At 35.1% G+C, this 23,816-nt stretch carries 31 protein-coding genes and 1 pseudogene; 18 read left to right on the top strand and 14 right to left on the bottom strand.

Features of this window, described 5'->3' with window-relative positions:
• Positions 1–55 precede the first annotated feature (55 nt).
• The 3 genes from CWS20_RS10330 to CWS20_RS10340 all read right to left on the bottom strand — a co-directional run bounded on the left by CWS20_RS10330 (position 56) and on the right by CWS20_RS10340 (position 2,768).
• On the bottom strand, positions 56–1,540 hold the full coding sequence (locus CWS20_RS10330) for an aldehyde dehydrogenase family protein (RefSeq protein WP_066198576.1): 1,485 nt from the start codon (positions 1,538–1,540) through the stop codon (positions 56–58).
• A gap of 684 nt (positions 1,541–2,224) precedes the next feature.
• Positions 2,225–2,422, bottom strand: coding sequence for an aspartyl-phosphate phosphatase Spo0E family protein (locus CWS20_RS28975; protein ID WP_066198574.1), 198 nt, complete (start codon positions 2,420–2,422; stop codon positions 2,225–2,227).
• Between the two features lie 163 nt (positions 2,423–2,585).
• Positions 2,586–2,768 carry a hypothetical protein gene (locus CWS20_RS10340; protein ID WP_066198572.1) on the bottom strand — a complete coding sequence of 61 codons (183 nt, stop codon included), beginning with the start codon at positions 2,766–2,768 and terminating at the stop codon, positions 2,586–2,588.
• A gap of 276 nt (positions 2,769–3,044) precedes the next feature.
• Between CWS20_RS10340 and CWS20_RS27965 the strand changes: the two genes are divergently transcribed.
• Positions 3,045–3,206 carry a hypothetical protein gene (locus CWS20_RS27965; protein WP_157090541.1) on the top strand — a complete coding sequence of 54 codons (162 nt, stop codon included), beginning with the start codon at positions 3,045–3,047 and terminating at the stop codon, positions 3,204–3,206.
• A 26-nt stretch (positions 3,207–3,232) separates the two neighbouring features.
• Here CWS20_RS27965 and CWS20_RS28385 read toward each other — a convergent pair whose 3' ends face one another.
• Complete coding sequence (locus tag CWS20_RS28385; protein ID WP_162840982.1) at positions 3,233–3,385, bottom strand: hypothetical protein; 153 nt, start codon at positions 3,383–3,385, stop codon at positions 3,233–3,235.
• Between the two features lie 114 nt (positions 3,386–3,499).
• On the opposite strand from CWS20_RS28385, the gene CWS20_RS10345 reads away from it, so the two are divergent.
• Positions 3,500–3,688 carry a cold-inducible protein YdjO-related protein gene (locus CWS20_RS10345; protein WP_066198570.1) on the top strand — a complete coding sequence of 63 codons (189 nt, stop codon included), beginning with the start codon at positions 3,500–3,502 and terminating at the stop codon, positions 3,686–3,688.
• A 164-nt stretch (positions 3,689–3,852) separates the two neighbouring features.
• On the opposite strand, the gene CWS20_RS28390 is transcribed toward CWS20_RS10345, so the two are convergent.
• Both CWS20_RS28390 and yhfH read right to left on the bottom strand, forming a co-directional pair.
• The gene (locus tag CWS20_RS28390) at positions 3,853–3,999 is read right to left on the bottom strand and encodes a hypothetical protein (protein ID WP_162840981.1); all 147 of its coding nucleotides are present in this window, start codon (positions 3,997–3,999) and stop codon (positions 3,853–3,855) included.
• Positions 4,000–4,114: 115 nt separating this feature from the next.
• Positions 4,115–4,249, bottom strand: coding sequence for a protein YhfH (gene yhfH / locus CWS20_RS10350; RefSeq protein ID WP_083957398.1), 135 nt, complete (start codon positions 4,247–4,249; stop codon positions 4,115–4,117).
• A gap of 306 nt (positions 4,250–4,555) precedes the next feature.
• Between yhfH and CWS20_RS10355 the strand changes: the two genes are divergently transcribed.
• Positions 4,556–5,404, top strand: coding sequence for a LysM peptidoglycan-binding and 3D domain-containing protein (locus tag CWS20_RS10355; RefSeq protein WP_066198568.1), 849 nt, complete (start codon positions 4,556–4,558; stop codon positions 5,402–5,404).
• 270 nt (positions 5,405–5,674) lie between these two features.
• Here the strand turns inward: CWS20_RS10355 and CWS20_RS10360 are convergent, their stop codons facing one another.
• Together CWS20_RS10360 and CWS20_RS10365 are read right to left on the bottom strand one after the other, a co-directional pair.
• Positions 5,675–6,169 (bottom strand): hypothetical protein, encoded by a 495-nt coding sequence (locus tag CWS20_RS10360; RefSeq protein ID WP_066198566.1) that lies wholly within the window; start codon positions 6,167–6,169, stop codon positions 5,675–5,677.
• A 27-nt stretch (positions 6,170–6,196) separates the two neighbouring features.
• Positions 6,197–6,415 carry a hypothetical protein gene (locus tag CWS20_RS10365; RefSeq protein WP_066198564.1) on the bottom strand — a complete coding sequence of 73 codons (219 nt, stop codon included), beginning with the start codon at positions 6,413–6,415 and terminating at the stop codon, positions 6,197–6,199.
• Between the two features lie 248 nt (positions 6,416–6,663).
• Between CWS20_RS10365 and CWS20_RS10370 the strand changes: the two genes are divergently transcribed.
• The 10 genes from CWS20_RS10370 (at position 6,664) to CWS20_RS29295 (ending at position 16,296) form a co-directional block, all read left to right on the top strand.
• The gene (locus CWS20_RS10370) at positions 6,664–7,245 is read left to right on the top strand and encodes a TerD family protein (protein WP_066198561.1); all 582 of its coding nucleotides are present in this window, start codon (positions 6,664–6,666) and stop codon (positions 7,243–7,245) included.
• Between the two features lie 26 nt (positions 7,246–7,271).
• The gene (locus CWS20_RS10375) at positions 7,272–7,850 is read left to right on the top strand and encodes a TerD family protein (RefSeq protein WP_066198559.1); all 579 of its coding nucleotides are present in this window, start codon (positions 7,272–7,274) and stop codon (positions 7,848–7,850) included.
• A gap of 118 nt (positions 7,851–7,968) precedes the next feature.
• Complete coding sequence (locus CWS20_RS10380) at positions 7,969–9,243, top strand: glycosyl hydrolase family 18 protein (protein WP_066198556.1); 1,275 nt, start codon at positions 7,969–7,971, stop codon at positions 9,241–9,243.
• A gap of 225 nt (positions 9,244–9,468) precedes the next feature.
• Positions 9,469–11,709 (top strand): AAA domain-containing protein, encoded by a 2,241-nt coding sequence (locus tag CWS20_RS10385; RefSeq protein ID WP_066198553.1) that lies wholly within the window; start codon positions 9,469–9,471, stop codon positions 11,707–11,709.
• 307 nt (positions 11,710–12,016) lie between these two features.
• Positions 12,017–14,095: a transglycosylase domain-containing protein gene (locus CWS20_RS10390; RefSeq protein ID WP_066198551.1), complete on the top strand. Its 2,079-nt coding sequence runs from the start codon at positions 12,017–12,019 to the stop codon at positions 14,093–14,095.
• Positions 14,096–14,314: 219 nt separating this feature from the next.
• Positions 14,315–14,509, top strand: a complete 195-nt coding sequence (locus CWS20_RS10395; protein ID WP_066198548.1) for a hypothetical protein — start codon at positions 14,315–14,317, stop codon at positions 14,507–14,509.
• A gap of 36 nt (positions 14,510–14,545) precedes the next feature.
• On the top strand, positions 14,546–15,085 hold the full coding sequence (locus CWS20_RS10400; RefSeq protein WP_066198545.1) for an HD domain-containing protein: 540 nt from the start codon (positions 14,546–14,548) through the stop codon (positions 15,083–15,085).
• Between the two features lie 118 nt (positions 15,086–15,203).
• Positions 15,204–15,341: a hypothetical protein gene (locus CWS20_RS27970; RefSeq protein WP_157090540.1), complete on the top strand. Its 138-nt coding sequence runs from the start codon at positions 15,204–15,206 to the stop codon at positions 15,339–15,341.
• Between the two features lie 96 nt (positions 15,342–15,437).
• Positions 15,438–15,872, top strand: coding sequence for a peptidylprolyl isomerase (locus CWS20_RS10405; protein ID WP_066198539.1), 435 nt, complete (start codon positions 15,438–15,440; stop codon positions 15,870–15,872).
• A 115-nt stretch (positions 15,873–15,987) separates the two neighbouring features.
• Positions 15,988–16,296, top strand: a complete 309-nt coding sequence (locus CWS20_RS29295; protein ID WP_066198536.1) for a recombinase zinc ribbon domain-containing protein — start codon at positions 15,988–15,990, stop codon at positions 16,294–16,296.
• A gap of 187 nt (positions 16,297–16,483) precedes the next feature.
• Here CWS20_RS29295 and CWS20_RS27975 read toward each other — a convergent pair whose 3' ends face one another.
• Positions 16,484–16,639 (bottom strand): hypothetical protein, encoded by a 156-nt coding sequence (locus tag CWS20_RS27975; protein ID WP_157090539.1) that lies wholly within the window; start codon positions 16,637–16,639, stop codon positions 16,484–16,486.
• 46 nt (positions 16,640–16,685) lie between these two features.
• Here CWS20_RS27975 and CWS20_RS27980 point away from each other — a divergent pair, with 46 nt between their 5' ends.
• Positions 16,686–16,832 (top strand): hypothetical protein, encoded by a 147-nt coding sequence (locus CWS20_RS27980; protein WP_488175132.1) that lies wholly within the window; start codon positions 16,686–16,688, stop codon positions 16,830–16,832.
• Between the two features lie 195 nt (positions 16,833–17,027).
• Here CWS20_RS27980 and CWS20_RS10415 read toward each other — a convergent pair whose 3' ends face one another.
• The 4 genes and pseudogenes from CWS20_RS10415 to CWS20_RS10435 form a co-directional block, all read right to left on the bottom strand.
• Positions 17,028–17,537 (bottom strand): ankyrin repeat domain-containing protein, encoded by a 510-nt coding sequence (locus tag CWS20_RS10415; RefSeq protein WP_066198532.1) that lies wholly within the window; start codon positions 17,535–17,537, stop codon positions 17,028–17,030.
• Between the two features lie 20 nt (positions 17,538–17,557).
• Positions 17,558–18,784, bottom strand: coding sequence for an AHH domain-containing protein (locus CWS20_RS28645; protein ID WP_241504169.1), 1,227 nt, complete (start codon positions 18,782–18,784; stop codon positions 17,558–17,560).
• Positions 18,781–19,310 (bottom strand): annotated as a pseudogene (locus tag CWS20_RS10430) (T7SS effector LXG polymorphic toxin). Before CWS20_RS10430 ends, CWS20_RS28645 begins: the two are co-directional and overlap by 4 nt.
• A 739-nt stretch (positions 19,311–20,049) precedes the next feature.
• On the bottom strand, positions 20,050–20,703 hold the full coding sequence (locus CWS20_RS10435; RefSeq protein WP_066198528.1) for a hypothetical protein: 654 nt from the start codon (positions 20,701–20,703) through the stop codon (positions 20,050–20,052).
• 328 nt (positions 20,704–21,031) lie between these two features.
• Between CWS20_RS10435 and CWS20_RS10440 the strand changes: the two genes are divergently transcribed.
• The 4 genes from CWS20_RS10440 to CWS20_RS27730 all read left to right on the top strand — a co-directional run bounded on the left by CWS20_RS10440 (position 21,032) and on the right by CWS20_RS27730 (position 23,514).
• On the top strand, positions 21,032–21,400 hold the full coding sequence (locus tag CWS20_RS10440) for a putative periplasmic lipoprotein (RefSeq protein ID WP_066198525.1): 369 nt from the start codon (positions 21,032–21,034) through the stop codon (positions 21,398–21,400).
• Between the two features lie 608 nt (positions 21,401–22,008).
• Positions 22,009–22,509: a hypothetical protein gene (locus tag CWS20_RS10445; protein ID WP_066198523.1), complete on the top strand. Its 501-nt coding sequence runs from the start codon at positions 22,009–22,011 to the stop codon at positions 22,507–22,509.
• 215 nt (positions 22,510–22,724) lie between these two features.
• Positions 22,725–23,258 carry an SF0329 family protein gene (locus CWS20_RS10450; protein WP_066198520.1) on the top strand — a complete coding sequence of 178 codons (534 nt, stop codon included), beginning with the start codon at positions 22,725–22,727 and terminating at the stop codon, positions 23,256–23,258.
• Positions 23,259–23,301: 43 nt separating this feature from the next.
• Complete coding sequence (locus CWS20_RS27730) at positions 23,302–23,514, top strand: hypothetical protein (RefSeq protein WP_142385377.1); 213 nt, start codon at positions 23,302–23,304, stop codon at positions 23,512–23,514.
• 86 nt (positions 23,515–23,600) lie between these two features.
• Here CWS20_RS27730 and CWS20_RS10455 read toward each other — a convergent pair whose 3' ends face one another.
• Complete coding sequence (locus CWS20_RS10455) at positions 23,601–23,798, bottom strand: hypothetical protein (RefSeq protein ID WP_066198516.1); 198 nt, start codon at positions 23,796–23,798, stop codon at positions 23,601–23,603.
• Between the last annotated feature and the right edge of the window lie 18 nt (positions 23,799–23,816).

Raw genomic sequence — 23,816 nt, forward strand, 5'->3', positions numbered from 1 at the left:
CTACTCATAGAGTAGTGCCCTGTCATTTGCGAAAACAGAAAACTGTCAGCTAGTATTATTTCATTGAGATCCAAACGCTCTTTACTTCAGTGTAATTATCGAGTGCATAGGATCCCATTTCACGGCCAATTCCTGACTGCTTATATCCTCCAAATGGTGAAGCTGCATCAAAGGCATTATAGCAGTTTACCCAAACAGTTCCGGCACGCAGTTTGTTTGCGATATAATGGGCATTAGCAACGTCACGTGTCCAAACACCGGCAGCTAAGCCGTACTCTGAAGAATTGGCCCGTTCAATCAGCTCATCTAGATCGTCATATGGCAGGGCTGAAATAACCGGTCCAAAAATTTCTTCTTTTGCAATTGTCATGTCATCACTAACATTTGCAAAGATCGTAGGGGAAACAAAATATCCGTCATCCTGCGGCTTATTGCCGCCGACTACCAGTTCAGCACCCTCATTTACGCCTTTTTCAATATATCCAAGCACGCGGTTTTGCTGTTCTGTAGATACGAGCGGACCAATTTCTGTATCAGCATGAATTCCGGCACCTTGCTTAATATTTTTCGCATGGCTTGCCATATCCGCTACGACATTATCAAAATGTTTTTTCTGAATGAAAACACGTGAACCGGCACAGCATACTTGGCCTTGGTTAAACATGACGCCATTGAGGGCACCAGGGATTGCTCTTGATAAGTCAGCATCAGGCAGAATGATGTTTGGCGATTTGCCTCCAAGCTCAAGTGTCACACGCTTCAATGTTTTCGATGCGCTTGCCATAATTTGTTTTCCGACTTCAGTGGATCCTGTAAATGCGATTTTATCCACTTGAGGATGATCAACTAGCGGCTGTCCGGCTGTTTCGCCGAAACCAGGAACGATATTGACCACACCTTTAGGGAAGCCTGCTTCTTCAATTAACTCAGCTAAATATAACGCTGAAAGTGGCGTTTGCTCGGCTGGCTTTAATACGACTGTACATCCGCTGGCAAGTGCAGCACCCAATTTCCACATAGCCATAAGAAGCGGGAAGTTCCAAGGAATAATCTGGCCGACTACACCTACTGGTTCATGTCTAGTATAGTTGAAGAACGGTCCGCTAACTGGAATTGTTTGACCAACCATTTTTGTAGACCAGCCGGCATAATAGCGGATATGTTCAACAGCTAAAGGAATGTCCCCGTGCGTTGTTTCGCGAATGGGTTTCCCATTATCCAATGTTTCTAGCTGTGCTAATTCTTCACTGTTTGCTTCCATTAAGTCTGCTAATTTGTACATCAGTCTGCTTCGTTGAGAAGCTGAAATTTTTGACCATTTACCAGTATCAAATGCTTCGCGCGCTGCTTTTACAGCGAGATCAATATCTTCTTTTCCAGCCTCATAAACATGTGCCAGCACTTCACCTGTTGCCGGGTTATATGATTCAAAAGTTTTTCCTGTTTTACTTTCGACAAATTCTCCATTGATATAAAGCTTTTTCTTACCTGATAAAAATTTTTCTACCTTTTCCTTTAAACTTACAGTTAACTGACTCATCGAATTCCTCCTATATAATAGTAATCTATGTACCGTCTTGGTGGGAATTGCAAAGAATAGAAACCGCTTACGAATTAATAGTACCATTTTATGAAAAATTAAATCAACTAGGAAGATTATAAATTTTCCTACTATTTACGACATTTTTTTCATAAATTAATCGCAACCTGTTGATAAATTTGTGCTTTACACTCGAAACTCGAGAATACTATGAAATTCAGCTTAAAAAAACGCATTTAAAGAATGAACAGACTAAGAATATAAATCTATAAATCCTGGTTTACAAGGTTGCAAAGAGAGCTATTCATATTCAATAGCTTAATTGCAGAATAAATGCGTATAAAGAGAAAGTGTGCCACATGAGAAGCCGCTTAAAATGACGAAGTGATGCGCAAGAAGTGAAAGTGTCACATTAAAAGCTGTTTAAAGTGACAAATTGACGCGCAGGAAAAGAGATTGCCACATTAAAAACAGTTTAAAGTACATTTTATATAGTTTTAAAGTGACAAAAAGCAGAACAGAATGGGAAATCGTCATATTATTTTTTAACATTCACTAAGGAGTGCTTTGCGTAATTTAAGTAAAGAGCAGGAAATCTCTATCAAATTTATGGAATTTGTTCAGCGTTGTTTGTAAAATCCCACCTGTAGAATTTTGGATTGGTGGGGTTTTATAGATGAATTTTTAAACGTTCGCATGATTAATTTGTAGTTGATTTTCTTTTTTACTTTGCTGTTTGCTGTATATTAATTGGTCTAATTTTTCACTTATATGAAGTGTTAAAGGGTTAGTAAATCCATAATTTAAGCCAATTTCAATTAAAACTTTGCGCAAATATTCTATTTGACAATCAATTTTCATTTCATTGTAGTTTAAATTCATAATTACCTCGGATTCAAAATTTTTTAGCCAAGGATATTATGTCATAAAATAACAAAAAAGACAAATGATAATTTTCTGAACAAATGTTAGGACAAAAGAAAAAGGACTCAGTCGTCCTTTTAGAGGAATCGAAATGTATCCGCTCCAATCGAACGGAGCGACCTTAATTCGTAATGATTAAAAATGATCCGATACTAATAACATAAACAAAGAACAAAATACTTGCTAACTTAGTTGTACGGTTCTGTAGGCTGCCTTTCATGCCATACTTTAACACAACTAAAATAAAGATTGATGCAGATAAAGCAAATGATATGATAGCAATAATTAGTAATAATTTTTCCATATAAACACCCTCTCAAAATAATATGCTGATTTTATTGTATCGAAAGGATAAAGCGCGAAAAATCGAACTGAGTGACAAAAGAAGCATTTGAGTGACAATTTTGTCACACTGACAGTTGTAATAAGTGTTGGAATCCTGGTTCACAGAGATAAAGCCATATATCTCTGTGAAGTTAAGTTTAAAAAATCTCACATATTTTCTATGAATTTTTTCAGTGAAATTGAATGAAGAACTGCAACTTGTTAAAACTAAGAAAATATGAAGGGAGGGTAATTCATGCATAAAGATAATGAAGACGCTTTGAATGCAGATTATAGTGAAAGGAATGAGTTGCTATCAGCGCTAAATTATGGTGAACTTGAACAAAATAATGAAGATCCCTTTTATAATATAGAAAGTATTGATATTGCGATACCAAGAAATGGAACCGATAAATAGAAGAGAGCTGCTAAAAAGCAGCTTCTTTAAATAGTTTTAGATCCAGTTTTATTTACATATTCTTTGGCAATCTTCAGTTTAACTTCGTTATAAGAAAGACCGGATTGACTGTTTAATCTCTTTACTTGATCAATGTCTGTACCAGCAATCGTCAAATTGTTTCCTTTATTATTTTCCATCGTGCCACCACCTTTTTATAGATAGTTTTTCACCATTTGTAAAAAGAATTACTCATTTCGTCTATTTTTTCTTGCTTGTTTGTCCATACTATAGAAAAAAAGGGGGCATTTGTTATGTTTTTTAATAAAAAAGGACAAGATGACAAACCTGAAGTTGTTTTTCTGAACACGGAGGTTTATTCATGCAGCGATGATAACTGCAAAGGATGGATGCGGAAAGATTTTGCATCGGATGATTTGAAATGCCCGTTATGTGGAAACGATACAACTGAAGAGATGAGAGAGTTACCACAAATTTTATAGTCATGATTTTAAAGCTCACAGCATGCTGTGAGCTTTCGTTTATCGCAGATTAACTGGGCCACCACCTAAGAAGAAAAGGCGGGGGTTATTATCAGAACTCAGACGAAATCCGCCACGTTCTGTGGCAACGTCTGAGAGACCGGGCCTCTGATGAGCGTTTCACTTTATAAATTTTCATTTTGCTGTTTGATTTCTTTAGATGCAAGATAGGAATTAGCATCTTCTAGTGTTTTGTGCTTTTCAACTGAATCGCCGGGGACATATTTTTCATTCGTTTTAACATGTTTTTCGTTCGAATTATTTTCCTTCATTTTTTTCTCCTTTTATATAAGTTATATTGAGGTTGTGTAAAAAGGAGCACTGTTATACCTTAAGACAATAAAAAAACGCATCTGAGTTTCCGGCGCTCGATGCGTTTTTTAATCATTATTCACTTTTTTTAGAAAGGCATCGATCACATTCCATTAAATAAGATTCTGCTTGCTCCTTTACCGGCTGACCGCACTCAGGACACATCTTTTTAGGAAGTGTTTTAAAAAATTCTACTGGACTCATCATCATTAATCCTCTCCTTTTATAATACAATTTATAAAAATTATATCTGTTATGGTACAGTATACACTATGATTTTAAAAATGTGTACACATTTTTCGAAAAAATTTGATTTTTTCTCTGTTTTCCTAAAAAATAGGACATTCCTTTACTATTAATACAAATTTTAGTCACAAACACGCTTAAGCAGCTTTTTTGTTAAAAAGTTGTTATATAAGTAATTAGATTATTAAACCCCTGTTCTTTTCCTGTAAATATTACATGTTATGATTATCAACGTTAGCTAAAACAAGCTATACAGGAGGTTTTAAAATTATGAAAAAATCAGTAGTATCATTCGTTGCGGCAGCAGCAATTGTAGGAACAGCTGCAGCAAACGTTCAGGCTGAAGAAGTGACGGTAAAAAAAGGGGATACATTATGGGGCATCTCACAAAAATATGATGCGACCGTTGAACAAGTAAAAAACTGGAATGGATTATCATCCGATATTATCTTCCCAGAAGATGTATTGGACGTATATGAAAAAGAAAAATATAAAGTAAATAAAGGGGATACTCTCTGGAATATTGCGAAGGAATATGATGTATCTGTTTCTTCAATAAAAGAGTGGAACAACTTAAACTCTGATGTCATTCATCCGGAGCAAAAACTTGAAGTTTATCCAGGAGCACCCGATAACATAAAGATTGACCCCCCTAAGCCAAAAGAAACAGAAGCAACACCAGTCACTTCTGAGCCAGTACAAGAACCGGTTAAACAGGAACCAATTAAACAAGAGCCTGTAGAACAGAAGCCAAAAACTGAAAAACCAGCTGAGACTGTAGAAGCACCAAAAGCAGAAAACAAGGAGCAAGCTGCTCCTGAAGAAGGTACAAAAGAGCTAACAATGGAAGCAACTGCTTACACTGCAACTTGTGAGGGATGTTCTGGTGTGACTGCAACAGGAATTAACCTTTTAGAAAATCCAGATATGAAAGTTATTTCTGTTGATCCTAATGTCATTCCTCTTGGATCTAAAGTGTATGTTGAAGGCTATGGTGAAGCAATCGCTGGAGATACTGGCGGAGCGATTAAAGGAAATAAAATAGATGTCTTTATTCCAAACAAAGATGATGCGATTAACTTCGGCAGACAAACATTAAAAGTAACCATTTTAGATTAATAATATACAAAAAAGCTGCACCTCTAGGTGCAGCTTTTTTGCTGTAGACAACCTTATTCCTAGTTTAAAAAAGAAGAGTGCTGGATTTTCCGAGGCTTTCCGCGTGGCGAGGGTCGAACCGCTTCGGCGCTACGCACATAAAGGGTCTCGGCTGTCTCGCTTCTCTGAGCAGGAATCGAGTGGACGCTTCTTCAAATCCAACTTAAATTTCGTTATTTTCACTTTGCCTAACTCTGAAAGCTGCGCCTTTAAAAGCAGTTTTTTTGCTGATTATTGTTCTTTTTCCTCATGGTGAACGAAAAAGCTTTTTACAGGTTTAACTACTGTTTTTATATGTTCTCCAAGAAAGACAGCTCTTTCATAAATAACACTTTTCAAATGTTCGAGCTGTCTAATGATTTTTTCGGACAGTGCATCTTGTTGATTCATGCGTTCCATCACGGTTTGATGATAGATTTCATGTGCATCAGATTGTAATTTTATCTCTTTACTGATTTGTTCATGTTCATTCATCTGATCGATTATTTTTTCTGTCGTTTCATCAAAACGGTCTAGTTTTCTGGAAATATCTTGTACAGCTGCATCTTGATAATTCATTTGGACGAGAATTTCTTGATGAATTTGAGACTCCTTTTCAATCGTATTTAATAGATCACTATTAGCTTCTTTAAGTTGAGATAATTGAGACAGCAACTTTTGCTGTTTTTCTTGATTGGCATAAACGGAATCAACTAATGCCGCAATTCTTCCATCTTGTGTATGCAATTTTTGATTAAATAATTCGAACTCATTTTACTGCTTCGACGAAGCATTAGCAAATAATTGTTCGACTTGGTGAAATGATTCATTTAAACGATGATCAACTTCTTCGTAGTTTTCGATGATTTCATGATTAAAGCGGTTTTGTTTCTCCAGTATCTCGTATAAATAATGCTGTCGATAAACAGCCTGATTCGAGTCATCAGGTGAATTTAAATATAAAGGTGGTACGATCCTTTTATTAGCTGGCATTGTACAGTGACCTCCTTTACTTGTTTTTTCATTATCCTATGTTGAAACAAATCAATCTGTGGCAAGAATAGGCTTCCACCTATATTATTGAAATACATTTGAAAGGAACTTCTTTTTTCATCAGGTTATAGTCATAAAGGTGGATTTTTTTTGCCAGTTCAACCTCATATTAGTTTACGATTGCTGTCAGAACGTTTAAACTAATAATGTATACATATTCGGTTTTTAATTGAAAAGGAGCGATAACAATGGCTATTTCATTATCAAAAGGACAAAAAGTAGACTTAACAAAAACGAATCCCGGACTTTCAAAAGTGATTGTCGGACTTGGCTGGGACACAAATAAATATGATGGCGGCAATGAGTTTGATTTGGATTCAAGTATTTTTCTGCTTGATGGTACTGGCAAATGTTCGTCTGATAAAGATTTCATTTTTTATAATCAGTTAGAAGGCGGAAATGGATCTGTTGTTCATACTGGTGATAATCGTACAGGTGAAGGTGATGGAGATGATGAAAAAGTTAAAGTTAATCTAGCAAATGTCCCATCTTCCATTGAAAAGATTTCGTTCGTTATCACTATTCATGACGGCGAAAATCGCGGACAGAATTTTGGACAAGTATCGAATTCTTTTGTCAGAATCGTGAATGAGGAAACAAATGAAGAAATCATTCGCTATGACTTAGGTGAGGATTTTTCAATCGAAACAGCAATCATTGTTGGTGAATTGTATCGTCATAATGGAGAGTGGAAATTCTCAGCGATTGGATCTGGCTATCAAGGTGGATTAAGCCGGATTGCAACTGATTTTGGATTGGATATTGCATAGAAAATACTTTAACAGGGGGTTGAAGGATGGGTATACAATTATCAAAAGGACAAAGAATTGATTTAACAAAAACGAATCCGGGATTAACTAGAGCTGTCATCGGGCTTGGCTGGGATACGAATAAGTATACAGGAGGACATGATTTCGACCTTGACGCTTGTGCGTTTTTAGTGGATGCTCAAAATAAATGTGTGAATGATCATGATTTCATTTTTTACAATAATTTAGAGCATCCAAGCGGTGGCGTTGTCCATACTGGTGATAATCGTACAGGTGAAGGGGATGGAGATGACGAACAGCTTGTCGTTGATTTTACAAAAATTCCTTCATATGTTGATCGCATAGGGATTACAGTAACCATTCATGACTCTGAAATCAGACAGCAAAACTTTGGACAAGTATCTAATGCATTTGTACGGTTAGTAGATGAGGCAACAAACCAGGAACTTTTACGCTTTGATTTAGGAGAAGATTTCTCAATAGAAAATGCAGTCGTCATATGTGAGCTTTATCGTCATAATAATGAGTGGAAGTTCAATGCAATCGGCAGCGGTTTTTCCGGAGGACTTGCTTCTCTTTGTCAAAATTACGGTCTGCAAGTATAATCAGGTACTGTGCGCCTCCAGCTATGGAGGCGCTTTTTCTTTGTGGATGGAATGAATATGTAATATGACACTCTCTTACGAACATAAACTAATATAAGTTTGTAAAGAGGTGAGGTAAATGAGTATCCATGTAGTAAAGCCAGGTGAGACTTTATGGACAATATCTAATCTCTACAATACAACGATTGAGTCAATAGCAGAGGTAAATGGATTACAGCAGGCAGCCGATATTGTTCCTGGGTTGGCACTGTATATACCAGATAAATCTTCCCTTCCAAGAAGCTATCGGATAAAGCCCGGAGATTCATTATGGTCGATTGCAGAGAATTTCGATACAAATGTAAATGAAATTATTGTAATGAACCCAGGTCTCAGACAGTCAAACCTTACAATTAACCAAATTATTCTCGTTCCATCAACGATTCCACCGTCTATAGAAACATTAGGCTTTGCATTTCCTGCAAGCAATGAAATGATGATCAATTATATTAAAGAGGTTTCGAATCAACTTACTTATTTAGCAATTGTTGCTTATACTTTCAATGAAAATGGAGTGGTTTTGCTGGCAGGCGGTGATGATATTCCCCTTGTGACTGCCAGTAGAGAACAAAATGTCGTTCCATTATTAATGATTCGAAACTTTGTAGACGATGAGTTTAATAGTGAACTGGCGGGAACTATACTAGCTGATGAAGTTAAGAGAATTCAGCTTGCAAACAGTATCACAACTGTTGTTAATGAAAAAGAATACGGTGGAGTCAGTATTGATTTTGAATTTATTCCGCCTACGCAACGGCAAAACTTTATTCTCTTCTTAAGAGAGCTAAAAAGGCGATTAGGAACAAAAATATTACATGTCAATGTACATGCAAAAACAGAAGAAAACTTAACCAATCGAATTACGGGAGGATACGACTATGCAGCAATCGGCAGAGAAGCTGATATAGTCGCGGTAATGACGATAGATTACGGCTATCCAACTGGTCCGCCAAATCCTGTTTCACCAATCTGGTGGATGGATGAAGTGATTCAATATGCAACAAGTTTAATCGAACCAAGCAAGCTGCAAATGGCATTGCCGTTATATGGATATGAATGGTGGGGAGAACAAAATCAAACGAAAGGCCATTCCAATCTTGCAGCCCAAAATTTAGCCATTACAAAAAAGGAAACAATATATTATGACGCAGAGGAAGCTGCACCATGGTTTGCATTTATGGTGGAAAATGAACAGCATATCGTTTGGTTTGACGATATCCAGAGCTTTCAAAGGAAATATCAGTTAATGGATAGTTATCAGCTATTAGGCACAACCCTTTGGCATGTCGGTTTAGCATTTCCGCAAAATTGGAGCTATTTGAATGACTATTTTATTATTGAAAAAAAGCAGTAACTGTGAATCCGTTTTCACAGTCAATGTTGAGAAAGTGATATAAAGAAAATTCAGTTGGATTTATATAGTTGTCCGCTCGACGCTCGGTCAGCTTAGGAAGCATGGTAAGCCTCGAAAAATCAAATTCATTTCTTAACAGACTGGCTGTGAATCCTTTTTCACAGTTATTTTTTTATGTTATATTATTAAGATTGTTATGATTAATGCTAAGAGGACGATATATTTATGACTACAACAGGTGTTTATATAAAAGAATGGCTATCTGCCATTAAAGCAGAGATAGGTTATATGAAAAAGTTTGGTAACAATAAATATAGAATCGAACAGGGACAGCTTCTTCAAAAAAATGATGGCTTTACGTATTTTTTTGATACGGTTGCACCAGTAAACATTCCTGTAGGTTCAAAAGTTAAACTTGAATGGGGAGGAAAAACAGCCAAAGGACGTATTTTGTCTTCTGAAGGGAAAAACATCATTATTAAATTAGAAGAATATCTAGGTGACATCATTTCGGAAGTGATTGTAAGCTATGATCCTTGGGAATTATTAGATGAGTTATTTCAACGATTGAGTGAAATTAAGACAAGCAAGAAAAAAAGAAGCCGAATCAAACGGTTATTGAATCCAGGCAATGAGGTTAAACACCCAGTTGATAAAATAAAATCGAATGTACATGAGTTAATTCTCCGCTCTAAATACAATCCTGTCACATATGTATGGGGACCTCCAGGAACTGGGAAAACGTATACGCTGGCAAGAGTAGCAGCCAATAAATATTTCAAAAACCAAAAGGTATTAGTACTTTCCCACAGTAATCAAGCAGTCGACGTTTTGCTGGCTGAAATCTCTCAGTTTACTATGGACAAAAATCGTTTTAAACGAGGGGAGCTTTTAAGATATGGATCGCAAAATGGTTCAATGCTTCTTAAGCATCCCGAGCTAACGACCGATTATTTAATGAAAAAAAATGATTATCATCTTACTAAGAAAAAAAACGAGTTGCTCGAGGAAAGAAGAAAGCTAAAACAAGATCTTAGCTTTTCGTTTAGCAAACGCGATTCTGAACAATTATTAGAAGTAGAAAAAAAGATTGGCCAGCTATTTGATAAGATAAAACAGAAGGAACTAGAATTTGTAAAAGAAGCAAAAGTATTAGGGACAACGCTCGCGAAAGCAGCCACTGACTCAAGCATTTTTGAAAATGAATTTGATCTTGTGATCGTTGATGAAGCGAGTATGGCATATGTACCACAGGCAGCATTCGCAGCATCTTTAGGTAAGCGTGTAATTATTTGTGGAGATTTTAAACAGCTGCCACCTATTGCAGCTGCAAAGCATGAGCTTGTAAATAAGTGGCTTAGAGAAGATGTTTTTCATCATGCTGGTGTAGCAGAAACAGTAAATAAAAGCGGACTGCATCCCCATCTTTTTCTTCTAAAGGAACAAAGAAGAATGCATCCTGATATATCATCGTTCACAAATAAGTATATCTATCATTCTCTTGTTGGTGATCATCCTGAAGTAAAGAAGAACAGAAAAACAATCACTGCACGACTGCCGTTTACTGGCCGTGCGTCTATCTTTCTTAATACAGCAGGTGCTGGAAGGTATTGTATAAGAGACTCTCAAACACAATCAAGAGCAAACCTATGGCAGCTTTTATTATCTTTTCAGTTAATTTATGAGGCATATTTAGATGGAGCGCGTTCCATAGGATATGTAACGCCATTTAGAGTACAAGCTTTATTAATGGAAAGGCTGCTCGAAGAAAACTTCAAAGAAGAGATACAGACGGCTGATATTCTATCTGCGACTGTCCATAGATTTCAGGGCAGTGAAAGGGAAATGATGATTTTTGACACAGTCGATTCGACACCAGAACGAAGACCAGGGATGCTTTTAACTGGGAAAGATAGTGAGCGTCTATTAAATGTGGCTATTACAAGAACGAAAGGCAAATTTATTCATGTTGGCGACTATTCCTTTATTAGGCAAAAAGTCTCATACCATAAAATATGGAGAAAGTTAGCTGATTTTCAAATAGCAAATAATCAAGATGTTCATCCACAAGAAATAGGTAAATGGATAAAGAATATGCATCCAAAATTGCAATGGATGCATGCTAGAAAAACTGAATTAATGTTTAATGATATCCTCGCTGCAAAAAATTCTCTCTATATTTGTTTGCCAGAAAGTAAGAATTTTCCTGAACAATGGATAAAAATCATTAATTGTATAAAACCCGGAATTTCAATTACTATTTTTAGTGAAAATAAATTAGCCGGAATAAAGAACCATAATTGGAGTAACAATCCACTGAGCTTTCCCTTTATTTTGATTGATGAAATGATAGTCTGGGTTGGCGCGCCAATTGAAGGGCTGAAGGACGGACAGCCGCCGTATGTGGCTGCAAGGGCGCAATCCAATGTTTTGGCAAGTTTTATCATTCAGCAATTAAATGGTTAAAAAATAAAAAGACGCCTAAAAATAGGCGTCTTTTTCTGCGTATTGAGGCGACGAGAATGCGCGCCACATCGCGCATTGCCCCTAAAGGCGATCTGTCGACTTATTCAATTAGCTCATCGCTATTATAATATAACATGGACATACTAAAAGCACAATGGTATCTATATAAATGAAACTTTTTTTATTGGTTTTACGTTAAATATATTATAGAATGGTATATCAACCTATATATCGTTTTGAAGATTTGGGCGAATGCCTATGTTTTTAAGCTATTAGCCAAGTAACTTGGCCATAGAAGGAGAACAATATGGAAAAATTAAAGCCTATTTGGGATTCATTTAAAAGGTTTTGGAAAAAGAGGCATATTACACAAATATTGCTTTTGCTATTACTAACCGTCGTCCTCTTAACTATCTTATTCTTTGCTTTTATAGCAGTGACAGCCAATGTAGAATCATTGCAGGAAGGACTCGAACAATCAACCATTATATATGATAAAGACGGTGATGTAGCTGCCAGCTTAGCTACTAATCGATCAAATGGCGTTTCTGTAGATCAGCTTCCAGACCATATGAAAGACGCTGTCATCGCGATTGAGGATGAACGTTTTTATCAGCATAACGGTTTTGATATAAAGGGGATTGCACGTGCCTTTTTCAATAATTTATTTGCTGGACGAATAACTGGCGGCGGCAGTACAATTACGCAGCAATTAGCCAAGAACGCAATATTAACGACAGAGCAAACATATCGCAGAAAAGTAGAAGAATTATTCTTAGCTGTTGAAATAGAAAAAAACTATGAAAAAGACGATATTTTGCAGATGTATTTAAACCAAGTGTATTTTGGGAGCGGTGCGTGGGGAATAGAGAGTGCTGCAAACAAATATTTTAGTAAGACGGTAGCAGAGCTGACAATAAGTGAGTCAGCGATGTTAGCAGGACTATTGCAATCACCGTCATACCTTGATCCTAATAAAAATTATGATGGTGCAATGAAACGGAGAAATACTGTTTTAGGAAAAATGAAAGAACACGCAATGATCACTGATGAACAATATCAAAGCGCAATAAACGAAAAGATTGTCTTAAAGGAAGGCGTAGCCAGTGCTTTTGATAGAAAATATCCTTATTATGTTGATGCAGTGCTGGATGAAGCCATTAATGAATATGGACTAACCCAGGAAGAAATTTTTACTAGAGGCTATAAAATCTATACGGAAATGGACCAAAATATTCAATCAAGTCTGGAAATCACTTATGCTAATTCGTCATTATTTCCTGCAGGCAGAGGAAATGTTCTTGTCCAAAGCGGAGGTGTCCTACTTGACCCAAGTACAGGTGGTGTAAGAGGGCTTGTAGGTGGACGAGGTGAACATGTTTTTAGAGGTTTTAATCGAGCCACACATATTAAAGCTCAACCAGGATCAACATTAAAACCACTCTCAGTCTACACCCCGGCTTTAGAAGAAGGGTATAAACCAACTTCTATCCTGAAAGATGAATTAACCTCTTATGGAGATTATCAGCCAGAAAATGCGACAAGGCAATATGCCGGCGAAGTGGAAATGTATAAGGCGGTTGAGGATTCATTGAATGCACCTGCTGTTTGGTTGCTTAATGAAATTGGCTTAAAGAAAGGGCTGGATGCATTACAGCGTTTTGGCATCCCTCTCGAAAAAGAAGACGAATATTTAGGGATTGCGCTTGGAGGAATGAGGACAGGTATTTCTCCAATGAAATTAGCCGAAGCTTATGCAACTTTTCCTAATGAAGGAAAAAGAAATGATGCTCATTTAATTACCAAAATAGTCGGTCCTACTGGTAAAACGATTGTAGAACATAAAAAATCAACAGAGAGAGTAACATCTAAAGCTGTTGCTAAAGAAATGTCATCGATGCTCCTCAATGTAATGGAAACGGGTACAGGCTCAGGTGCTAAAATAGAAGGGGTAAAGCTGGCAGGAAAGACAGGGTCTACACAGCTTCCTTATAAAGATATAAGTGGTACAAAGGATCAGTGGCTTGTTGGCTACACTTCAGATTTAGTCGGAGCTGTTTGGCTCGGCTATGATCAAACAGATAGAGAGCATTATTTATCAAGCCGCTCTTCAGAAAATGTCGTACCGGTTTTTAAAGCAATGATGCAGAACGCATTGCCATATGTTGAAGGCTCGGAGCTCTCAGCTGAATCTGTAAATGAATCATTAAATAAAGACAACCGCAGAGAGCAAGTTGAAAAAACCATTAAGGAACAATCAGATAAAATTGAAGGTAAAATTAATGAAGAACTGCCGAAGTGGAAGGAAACAATTAAAAGCGGTGTGGAAGAAGCAAAAGATTTCGGGCGATTCTTAAAAGATAAATTGGATCAATATATGAATTAAAGCGGTGGACGACAGTCCCCGCTTTTTTATAAAATAAAAAGCCTTATTTGGCTTGTGTATTTTATGAAAAGTTTTTTGTAGATTAATTAAACAAATCACTGGAAATTTATTTAAACAGTAGGTAAAATCTTTATTTATAGCAAGTGCTATAAATGTGCTAGCAAATGCTAGCACGAAGATAGTACAAGCTATATATAATATAGCAAGGTGGGATTAACAATGCGAAGTTCTGCGCGTGTTCAGCTTAATGTTAGGCTTAGCAAAGAGACTGTTGAAAAGCTTGACGAAATTGTTGACTACTATCAAGAAAATACTAAAGTTGGAAGAGTATATAAAAGTGATGTATTAACAGATATTATTGGTAAATCCTACGAAATTATGGAGAAGCAAAAATCAATGAATAAAAGATTTTAAGACAGGGTACTAAAATAAAGTATAAGGAGGAAAATCATGAGGGATGTAACACTTACTGAAATTTTTGAACATAGAATAGCACAGAAATATATTATTCGTTCAGGACTAGCACATGCTATTGCTGTAGCCTATCATGCATTTAGTTTTGCAAAAATGCAAGGTGAAGATGTGGATGCTGCCGCCAAGGCAGGATTCCTTCATGATATTGGTCATTATACTTGGTATAAGAATGGAAAATGGGATTATGAATTATATCGTAAAAACGATATTCATGCGATAAAAGGCGCAGAAAGGGCTCACAAATTATTAATCAGATTAGGTGAAAATCCAATTATGGCAAAAAAGATTTCCTTAGCCATTTTATTTCATACAGATTCATTTTTGCCAGGCGGTGAAGTAGTAAGGACGCCATTGCAATCAATTGTTAAGCAAGCGGATGAAAAGGATGAAGAGCCAGGCGGTGCTCATCATTATCGCAATATTGATAAAGAACGAGCGTTAAATAGCTTAAGAAGATTAGATCACTTAATCGATGAATATCTCAATGAATTGCACGAAGGCAAACGTGTCGAATAAATATACCCCCTGTCATTTTATGCGCTTTCTCAGGAAATGACTGGGGATTATTTTTTTAGAAGGAAAAAATATCCTTCATGTGGAATTGTATTATTATCTACTGAAGGTTGGTGATAATATGCAAAAACGAACGAAAAAGCAAACCATTAATACTGAAGAACTTAAATTTGGTCTAACAACGTTTTTTCTGCATGTATCATTTTATGGAGTTGTCTTATTTATTTTGTTATTATTTCTCGATTTATTCAGCCCGTAATTCTTAAAGATTAAAAGAAATCTTGCATTTGATTTTATTCCTGAGGCGATTAATGATATTATATAGGAGATTTTGAAAATTGAAGGAGTGTCAAACATGGCAGAAAAAGGATACATACAATTAAAAAGTGGCGAAAAGCTTGAGTTTGAATTATATCCAAACGAAGCACCAGGCACAGTTGAGAATTTTAAAAAACTAATTAATGAAGGATTTTACGATGGTTTGACTTTCCACCGTGTAATTCCTGGATTTGTATCACAAGGTGGTTGCCCATCGGGAACGGGCACAGGCGGTCCAGGATATACAATTAAATGTGAAACTGTAGGAAACCCCCACACACATGTAGAAGGATCCCTTTCAATGGCTCATGCAGGCAAGGATACAGGCGGAAGCCAATTTTTTATCGTTCATGAACCACAACCGCATTTAAATGGTGTTCATACAGTTTTCGGAAAAGTAACTTCTGGAATGCCAGCTGTTAAAGCGATGAAAAATGGCGATGTAATGGAAAAAGTTGTGTTAGAAGGTTAATAAATAAAACTAAGTTTTCTCCCCTTAATTTGAATTGAGGGGAGTTTTTAGGTTTTGTGGATTAAGTTAAATAGGTTAATATAAAGTTAAAAATAAAAAGGAAAGCTAAAGTAATATGAATGCATACAGCAGGAAAGTAAAATGTTCTCATTGTAACAAAAACATGAAATATAAACGTGAGAGCGGAGGTAAGTACACATGTTCCACTTACGATAATTTAGGCAAAGAACATTGTCAGCGTACTACAGTTAAAGAGGAATTCATTAGTAGTCTTATTATGAGAAGATACCGAAAAGAAATGTCAGATGAGGAATTGAGAAATTTAGTGGATTGTATAATTGTTGAGGATAATCTGCTTTTAGAAATACATTTCAAAAACAATGACGAACCTATCCTCTTAAAGGGTAATTTTATTCAATTTTAGTTTAGGGTGTTTTCAAATTTGGGTAATTTTGAGAAGGGGAGAGGTTTAGTGGGATGTTGAACCTTGATATGATAGTATTTTCTATTGGTTAAAGGTTATTAACTTTAGGGTGTTAAAATTCAAAGGTTTTTGATGAATAGATCTCATTATATGGGTAATATAATATCACAACATGGTATTTCCTTCATTAGGAAAAAGGAGAGGAAGAAAATCCCTTCTCCTTATTTTTGTTATTTTTTAATTTGTAGACACCGTTCTCAATTCCACTAATAATTTCATCACTTGAAACAAAGATGTCTTTTTCTTCGAGAATAGCAATCGCTTTATCAATAGCAAAATTCATGGTTTTTTAATTTTTCCTCTGTCCTACCCTGGAATAGGGGACTGGTATATTTTTTGTGCATGAGAATATTGATACAACTAAAGGAATAGGAGTAGGGGATAAGGTCAAAGTATATTTTGATATTAATAATCGGATTGATGGTCTGTTAAAGGTTGAAGTAGATGGTCTGTTAAAGGTTGAAGTAATGGAATGAAATAACAGCAAGCATGTTTAGTCGGAGATAAATTCTCCGAAAACAAACCTTACAGGAAAAATTCAACCTATGGGGTACACTAATGACAGATCCCAGTAAAATGTTATCTTCCTAAGCCCACTTCATTTTCTGCGCTTTCATTACACAATACTCCATGATGGTTGTACTATCATGGAGTAATTACTTTTTAACAGCCTATTTTTTGTCATCCATCTTTTGCTTTAAATATTCAGCAATTTCTGTTTGCCCTCTTTCAATAGCAAATGCAAAAGCATCCATATCTTTCATGGTGTCACCAGAGTATTTTATAGTTATATCTATATTGTTCTCAACTAACAATTTAACAATCTCCAAATGCCCGCCGTATATTGCAGCGAACAGAGGATTTCTATCAGGCTCACTAATATCAATCTCTACATTCCGACTAATTAGATATTCAGCAATATCTAAATGTCCTTTCGTAGCTGCTCTTTCAAGAGCATTTGTAGAGAAAGTTCCACCTTGTGCATTAATATCTATTCCAGCATTAATAAGATATTCTACTATCTCCAAATGTCCATGAGCTGTCGCTACATGTAACCACGTACCAAAAGGTGTTACCCATGTTAACATTTCTGGTTCTTTCTCAAGTAAATCTCTTAAAGCATCCAATTGACCAATTTTTATGGCACTTCTAATATCTTTCGCAAATTGAGTCTTATCCATATAAATTTCTCCTTTAACCTCTATTTCCTAGAAGCAGCTTGTTTTCCGAGATCTTCCAGTATTTCGATAATATCATCTAAATCTGCACCTGCCGCATCAACTGCTTTCAATTGATTTACAACATTTTCTAAAGCAGCAATACTATGTTGTCCGGCTACTCTATTTGGAGCCCAAACTAAATTTTCTTTACTAATTATAGGGTCAATACCATATTTTCTTAATAATTCTTGACCTTCTAGAACGAGTTTTTGTTGAGTCTCACCTAAACCCTTTTTGAATAAAATATGATGTGCATGTGGATCTATCATAGCAGTAGGTGGGTCACCTATTAGTCCTCTAAGATACTTACCAAAATCAATCTTAATTAATGCTTCATTATATTCTTTAGTAATACGTAACTCAGACATCTTTTTACTAATCTCAGACAACTCATCTACACTAAATGTATTATTTTGAATAGCGTTTTTAAGCTTATTCATCTTAGTGGCATTGACATTACCAGCCTCGACTATATCATCGAGATAATCGCTTACAGTATTACCCTTAACTCCATACACTTTTTCCGTTGACATCTTAATTTGTGTCAATGGATTATTAATGACATTATAGGGGATAGAAGGCTGAGACATTGCTCCGGCCATAACTGGAGTCGGTGTATTAATAGTCGATGGGATATTTTTAATTCCTTTAGTAGCTTTGTCCACTGATTTAAAAATGGTACCAGCCTTGCTAATTCCTTTATCTCCAAGAAGTCCAATACCTAACGAGGTCAGTCCGTAAGAGAAAAAAGCAGATCGGCTTTTAACATTCCCGTTGATTACATCTCGCTCCCAGGCTTCTTTAATTTCTGTCCATATGTATTTGGGCATATCGATTACCTGTTGGATACTTGCTTTAGGATCTTGAATCATCCGATTGATAAACCGATAATGTTCCAACAGGTTTTCCCCACGATTAAACAGAATTTCACTACCCAAAAGCGTAGGATTAGTTAACGTCAGGATGTTTTGCCCCAACTTAACGGTTGACTTTATGCCCTCCCATACGTCAGACACCGCATTGGCAGCACCCTCGATAACTCCTTCAGTAATATCTTGAAGTGTGTTTTGTTCTGTATGTATATCTGTATTCTTATTTGATAGTTTATCATAAGAATTCTGCCAAGTGAGTACCTCAGGTTTATATTGGGTAAGGGTCATCTCTCCGTTTTTGAACATGGATGCCATTTGCTCAATATATTGATTCATAGAGGTTCAAGAGAAGCTGTTTCTCTTTGATCGAATGCTTGAAGCTTCTCAATCGTTTCAACACTTTTATCCTGTGCAAGTCTTGTATCTATAACGAACATTCCTTCATTTAGAAGTGGAAGGGAGACAATATCTTGTACTGATAGAATGGTGCTATTTGTTTCACTTGTCAGTTCATTGTGTTCATCTCAGCCCTCCGTACCCCTTGAGCCAGCTCATTTTCTAAAAAGGGTTGACGTATAACCCCAGAAGGCGAAGATTCAAGTGTTTGAAGTGATTGAGACATCTTATTCAGGGTAGATTCATACTCATTGATCCATTCTTCTAAAAATACTAAGAAGGGAAGGTGGCATTCTTGGTAAAAAAGTTGAATAGCCTGACCACCTTGCCCCTTTAAGGCATCCTTAAGAGAGACAATTCCTCTCACATCAAGTTGAACTTGATGTATCTGCTTTTTAAAAAGCTTTAGGGTTGTAGCGAGCTGTTGGATGTTGTTATGTAAATCATTTGCGTCTAATACTTTCAAAAATATCAGCTCCGTGCGTTATATTAAGCGATTCTCATAAGTTTATAATTCTATAAATAAAATTATAAACAAAATTTCCTAATTAAGGATGAGAAAAATGGATTAAAATAATATTGATTTATGAAGTAAAATACAAATTTTATGGAATTAGGGATTGTTCTCTAATTCTTTTTGTGAAACTAAAGGGTGACGGAAATTGAGTACTTGGTTCATGTACGATACCAGGTTCAATTAATAACGTAAATCATAACATTGTTAATAGTAATTATGTCTATAGATTACGAGTTAAGCAGATTTAACGATAATTTCGAAAGATACCTAAACATTATTGAAGGGAAAGAAAGCGGACAATAAATATATGACATAAATAAGAGATTCAATTAAGAATCTCTTTTCATTAGTTAAAACGGTAAAATGAAAAATCTTTTCTTTGGCTTTAGTTTTATCTCATCTACCTCGCAATATTGTATAAATGAAAGAACGGCTTTCGAAGAGGAGTAATTTTCAGAATAGAAAAGGACAAAAAATTTATTTGTCCTTTTCTAAATTAAATTCATTCCTTTTTCACTCCGCGATTCACGAAAAGTGTAACAATTAAAACAGATAGCGCAACTAAAAATGAATGTAACTTACCAAAATCAACTAATAGGCTAATACACACATACAAAATAGTTACCGAGATTAAGCCAATTATCAAACGTAATCCAAAATTAATAAAAACCAATCCCTTTAACGATAATTATTGGAGTCTAACGTATTTTTCTTGACCTTTCCAATTATAACCCGTGACTATTGCTTTTGCCTTTTTAAGAGTGAAATGTGCCTGAACATAAGTTGCAATAGCAATAGCGATTGCCCATCCGATTCCTGGAAGTAAAGCCCCAAGAAAGACTCCGCAAGCACTAATACTAATTCCTAGCATATGTTGCACTACAGATTTACTTAGCCATACCTCATAACCCCACCATTTTATGCCTAATTTAGTTACTCCTTGTTTTAAAATGGTATTATCATCATCGTATTCTTCTCCGCCATTGGGGTCAAATTCTATTCCTTCTTTGGCGGCAATTTCTTTTATTTCTTCATCGGTAATCTCATAAGCAAATGTAAATTTATCAATTTGTTCAAGCTTAGGATTTTCCTTCAGCATTCTATTGACTTCTTCCAAACTTTCCTTAACTTGTAAGTATTCAGAGTAAGAAATGTTGGAGCGTAAACCCTCTTCGTTTACAATAATAAACTTATTTTGATTGATTTTAATGTAAGGATTCACCTTTTCAATTAATTGGTCGCTAAATTCGTTTTCAGTGGATGCTGCTGCAACACCTGGAGAAATTGCGAAGCCGATAATTAAGGTTGCTACTAATAATAAATATAAGAACGACTTTTTCATTTTTTCACCACATTGAGAAACTCCTACAAGTTTTGCAACAGCAGTACTTAAATTACTTTGATAAGTTTCTTCATCAATGTCATCTCTGTATTCATCAGTCTTAAGGCCTATTCACATAAGAGTTATAAAAATATTAGGAATATTTAATCATTAAATAGTGCTTATTTTACAGAATTATAGACTAAAAATTGTCAATAAAACTTCTCTTTTATAGGAAGATGATGGTAAAATAAAGAATCAAAATAACCATAAACAAGTACTTTAATAAATTTGTATTTTATAAAAGAGAATAATGTGTGTATGAACCATATGAGGAGGAAGAAGCGAGTTGAAGAAGATAGTGATTGCAGTACCTTTAGCCTTTATGCTTGTAGGGTGTAGTTCAACTTTTGAATTAATCGATGAAAAAGATGTTAAAGAAACTGAAGCTATTCCAAGTACAACATCTTTTAAGATGTCTGCTTCTGAAGAAGTTGCTGGAATTATATTCAGTATAAATGAGTTTATTCTAACATCTGACACAACTGAAGTGAATTTGGAAATCGAAAATACTACTTCTGCTACTCCTGCTGCATGGAATGCAGAGGAAATGAGTATCTCAATCAACGGGAAACAACTAAACGCTATAGACTTTCAAGGAGTCGGCGGCAAAATTGAGGCTGGTAACTACCAAGAAGGTAAGGTGGTTTTGACTTAATCGAAATTGCTGAAGGGGACGATATTATTTACAATTTCGGTGAGGTGGACATCCAAGGAACGTTTGGATCATCTCTAGATGATAAATTAACTTTAGAAGAAAAAGCTCCAGCAGCAGATTGAAAAATGTTTAAAGAGAGATTGAAATCATATGATTTGGTCTGATAGAAAATAAAATAATCATTTTATATGTTCCTAAAGAAAATTGAAATGAGAAAAATTTATATCATACATGATAGTTTGAAATAGGTGATTGTCATTAAAGCATATACTATACCATATAGAATAGCCGTTGTTTTATTAGCTGTTTTTCAGATTTACACACTCAACAAAGACTGGAGTAGTGATAATCTAACACCAAAGAGTTCAATAATACCCATAGTAATTTTTGTAGGTTGTGTCATTTTATTAATAGCTGATTTGTTTTTTAAAAAATGTGACACAAAATAATGAATCTGAGTTGAACAAAATAAGGCTAGCAGAATAACCATTTTTTTGCACTGAAATAAAAGAATCCTTTTTACAGTGTCAATAAAGGTACAATTGCACTAACATTTTATTCCACAAAAATCTTAGAAAGTTTTAGACGTTAAGGAGAGAAATTAAAATATGCGAATAAATCAATTTGAATCTCCAGCAGGTCTATTTCAAATATTTATTAACGGACAATTATCCGAGTTTAATATAAGTCAAAGTAATTATAATACCTATTTTATAGATAATGTACCTATTAGATGTACCAATGTTTATGAAGCAAAAATTGATATTTTAGACTTAAATATTGGAGATAAGATACTCTGTGAATACGAGGATGGCCAGTTTTTCAATGATGGTGGAGGAGAACGAATGTCCAATATTATTGGTGAATTCAATAATTACATAGTAGGGATGGGCGCTTACGATGATGTTGAAGTTTATTATGATTATAAAACTAAGATAATCCCATACGTAAATAATGGTCACACTAGTAGGGGTTTTGAGTTTGAAATACTAGATCATCTTAAAATGTATAAACAAAATAAGAATGATACCAGGATTACTGTAAAGTTAGTGTGGGAGTCAAATAAAAAGGATTATGCGTATGATATTGTAGGATTCTTAACTAGTTAGTATTAAGTAACTGTAAAAGATAAATAAAAGAAATATTTTATATAGAGGTAGAACCTGAAGGCGTGATTTTCTTGTACTTAAGGTAACTGAATAAATTAAAGGAAATAACTCCAAACATTCAGACGTAAGGAAAATCTGAAAAGAAAATCAAACCGACTATATCTCTTTATTTAAGTAAAAGAAATCATAAAATTATAGATTTAGGAGTGAGTTAATTGTTATATAGTCCTAAATGGAGTAAAGCAAAGAAGAATTTAAAGAGCTTTATTTGCGATACTTTACGTTCAAGAGTTGATTTTCAGGTGATTAATTATAGAAGAGCCCATGATCAGTTAGGGAGAGCTGTAATTACTGTTGATAAAGTAGAAAAACTTAGTATGTGTACGATTACAGCAGAAAGAAAAGAATATAATAATGAACAAGATATAAGAATTAATTTAGGAGATTGGGATTTTGACGATGTAAATAAAAATTTATCTCTTCAAAACCAAGCTCATGAACAACTGAAAAAAGAAGGTATCTATGGACAATATGACTTCTTTTCTGCATTAGAAGAATATTTTAACTCTTCTATTAAAGACTCTTTAAAGTCAACAGATATTCTAATTAAAATATTATGTATATTAGATCGTCGTGTGGGAAAAAGAACTTTACTCAAAATGAAAGAATCAATTTTAACTGAGCATGAATTAGTTCAAGAATTTTATAAACTACGATGTGAAGCAGAAGATATGTATATATGCTTATAGTTTATAAAATCAGATAAAATGACAATTTTATAGGAGGTGTAATATGAGCAACCATAATAAATTGAGCGTATTTATTAGTTTAATATTAAGGCATAAGCCGGAAGTAATTAGTATTAAATTAGGACATGATTTATTATCCCCATTCCATATGGGCGACCTCTCCTGTCCAAAAGACCGTAATAATCTTCTCTTATCCCAAAATAGAAATGACACTTTTTACAATCACTCATTACATTTGCTTTCTTCGAACCCATAATTTTACACGTTACAAATCCGTATTTATCTTCTTTTTTCTCTTCATGTATTCGAAACAATTCACTCTTTATTTTCTCTAACTTAATATTAATTAGCCATTTTTTTTCTTGTGGTATAGTGTATTATTTCTTCTACTAAATCCTCTAAGTTAAATCCTCGATCATAGTCACTTAAATCAATATCCAATATTGAAAGACCGTATTCCCAGGCTTTCTTAATCTTTTCTTCACTTGTTTTATGTGTGACTGTTATTTCTACCAGAAGAATATCCTTGCCGATTTTCATTAAGGCATCTGGGCTAAT

Source organism: Cytobacillus horneckiae, assembly GCF_002835735.1.
GTDB classification, from domain to species: Bacteria; Bacillota; Bacilli; order Bacillales; family Cytobacillaceae; genus Cytobacillus; species Cytobacillus horneckiae.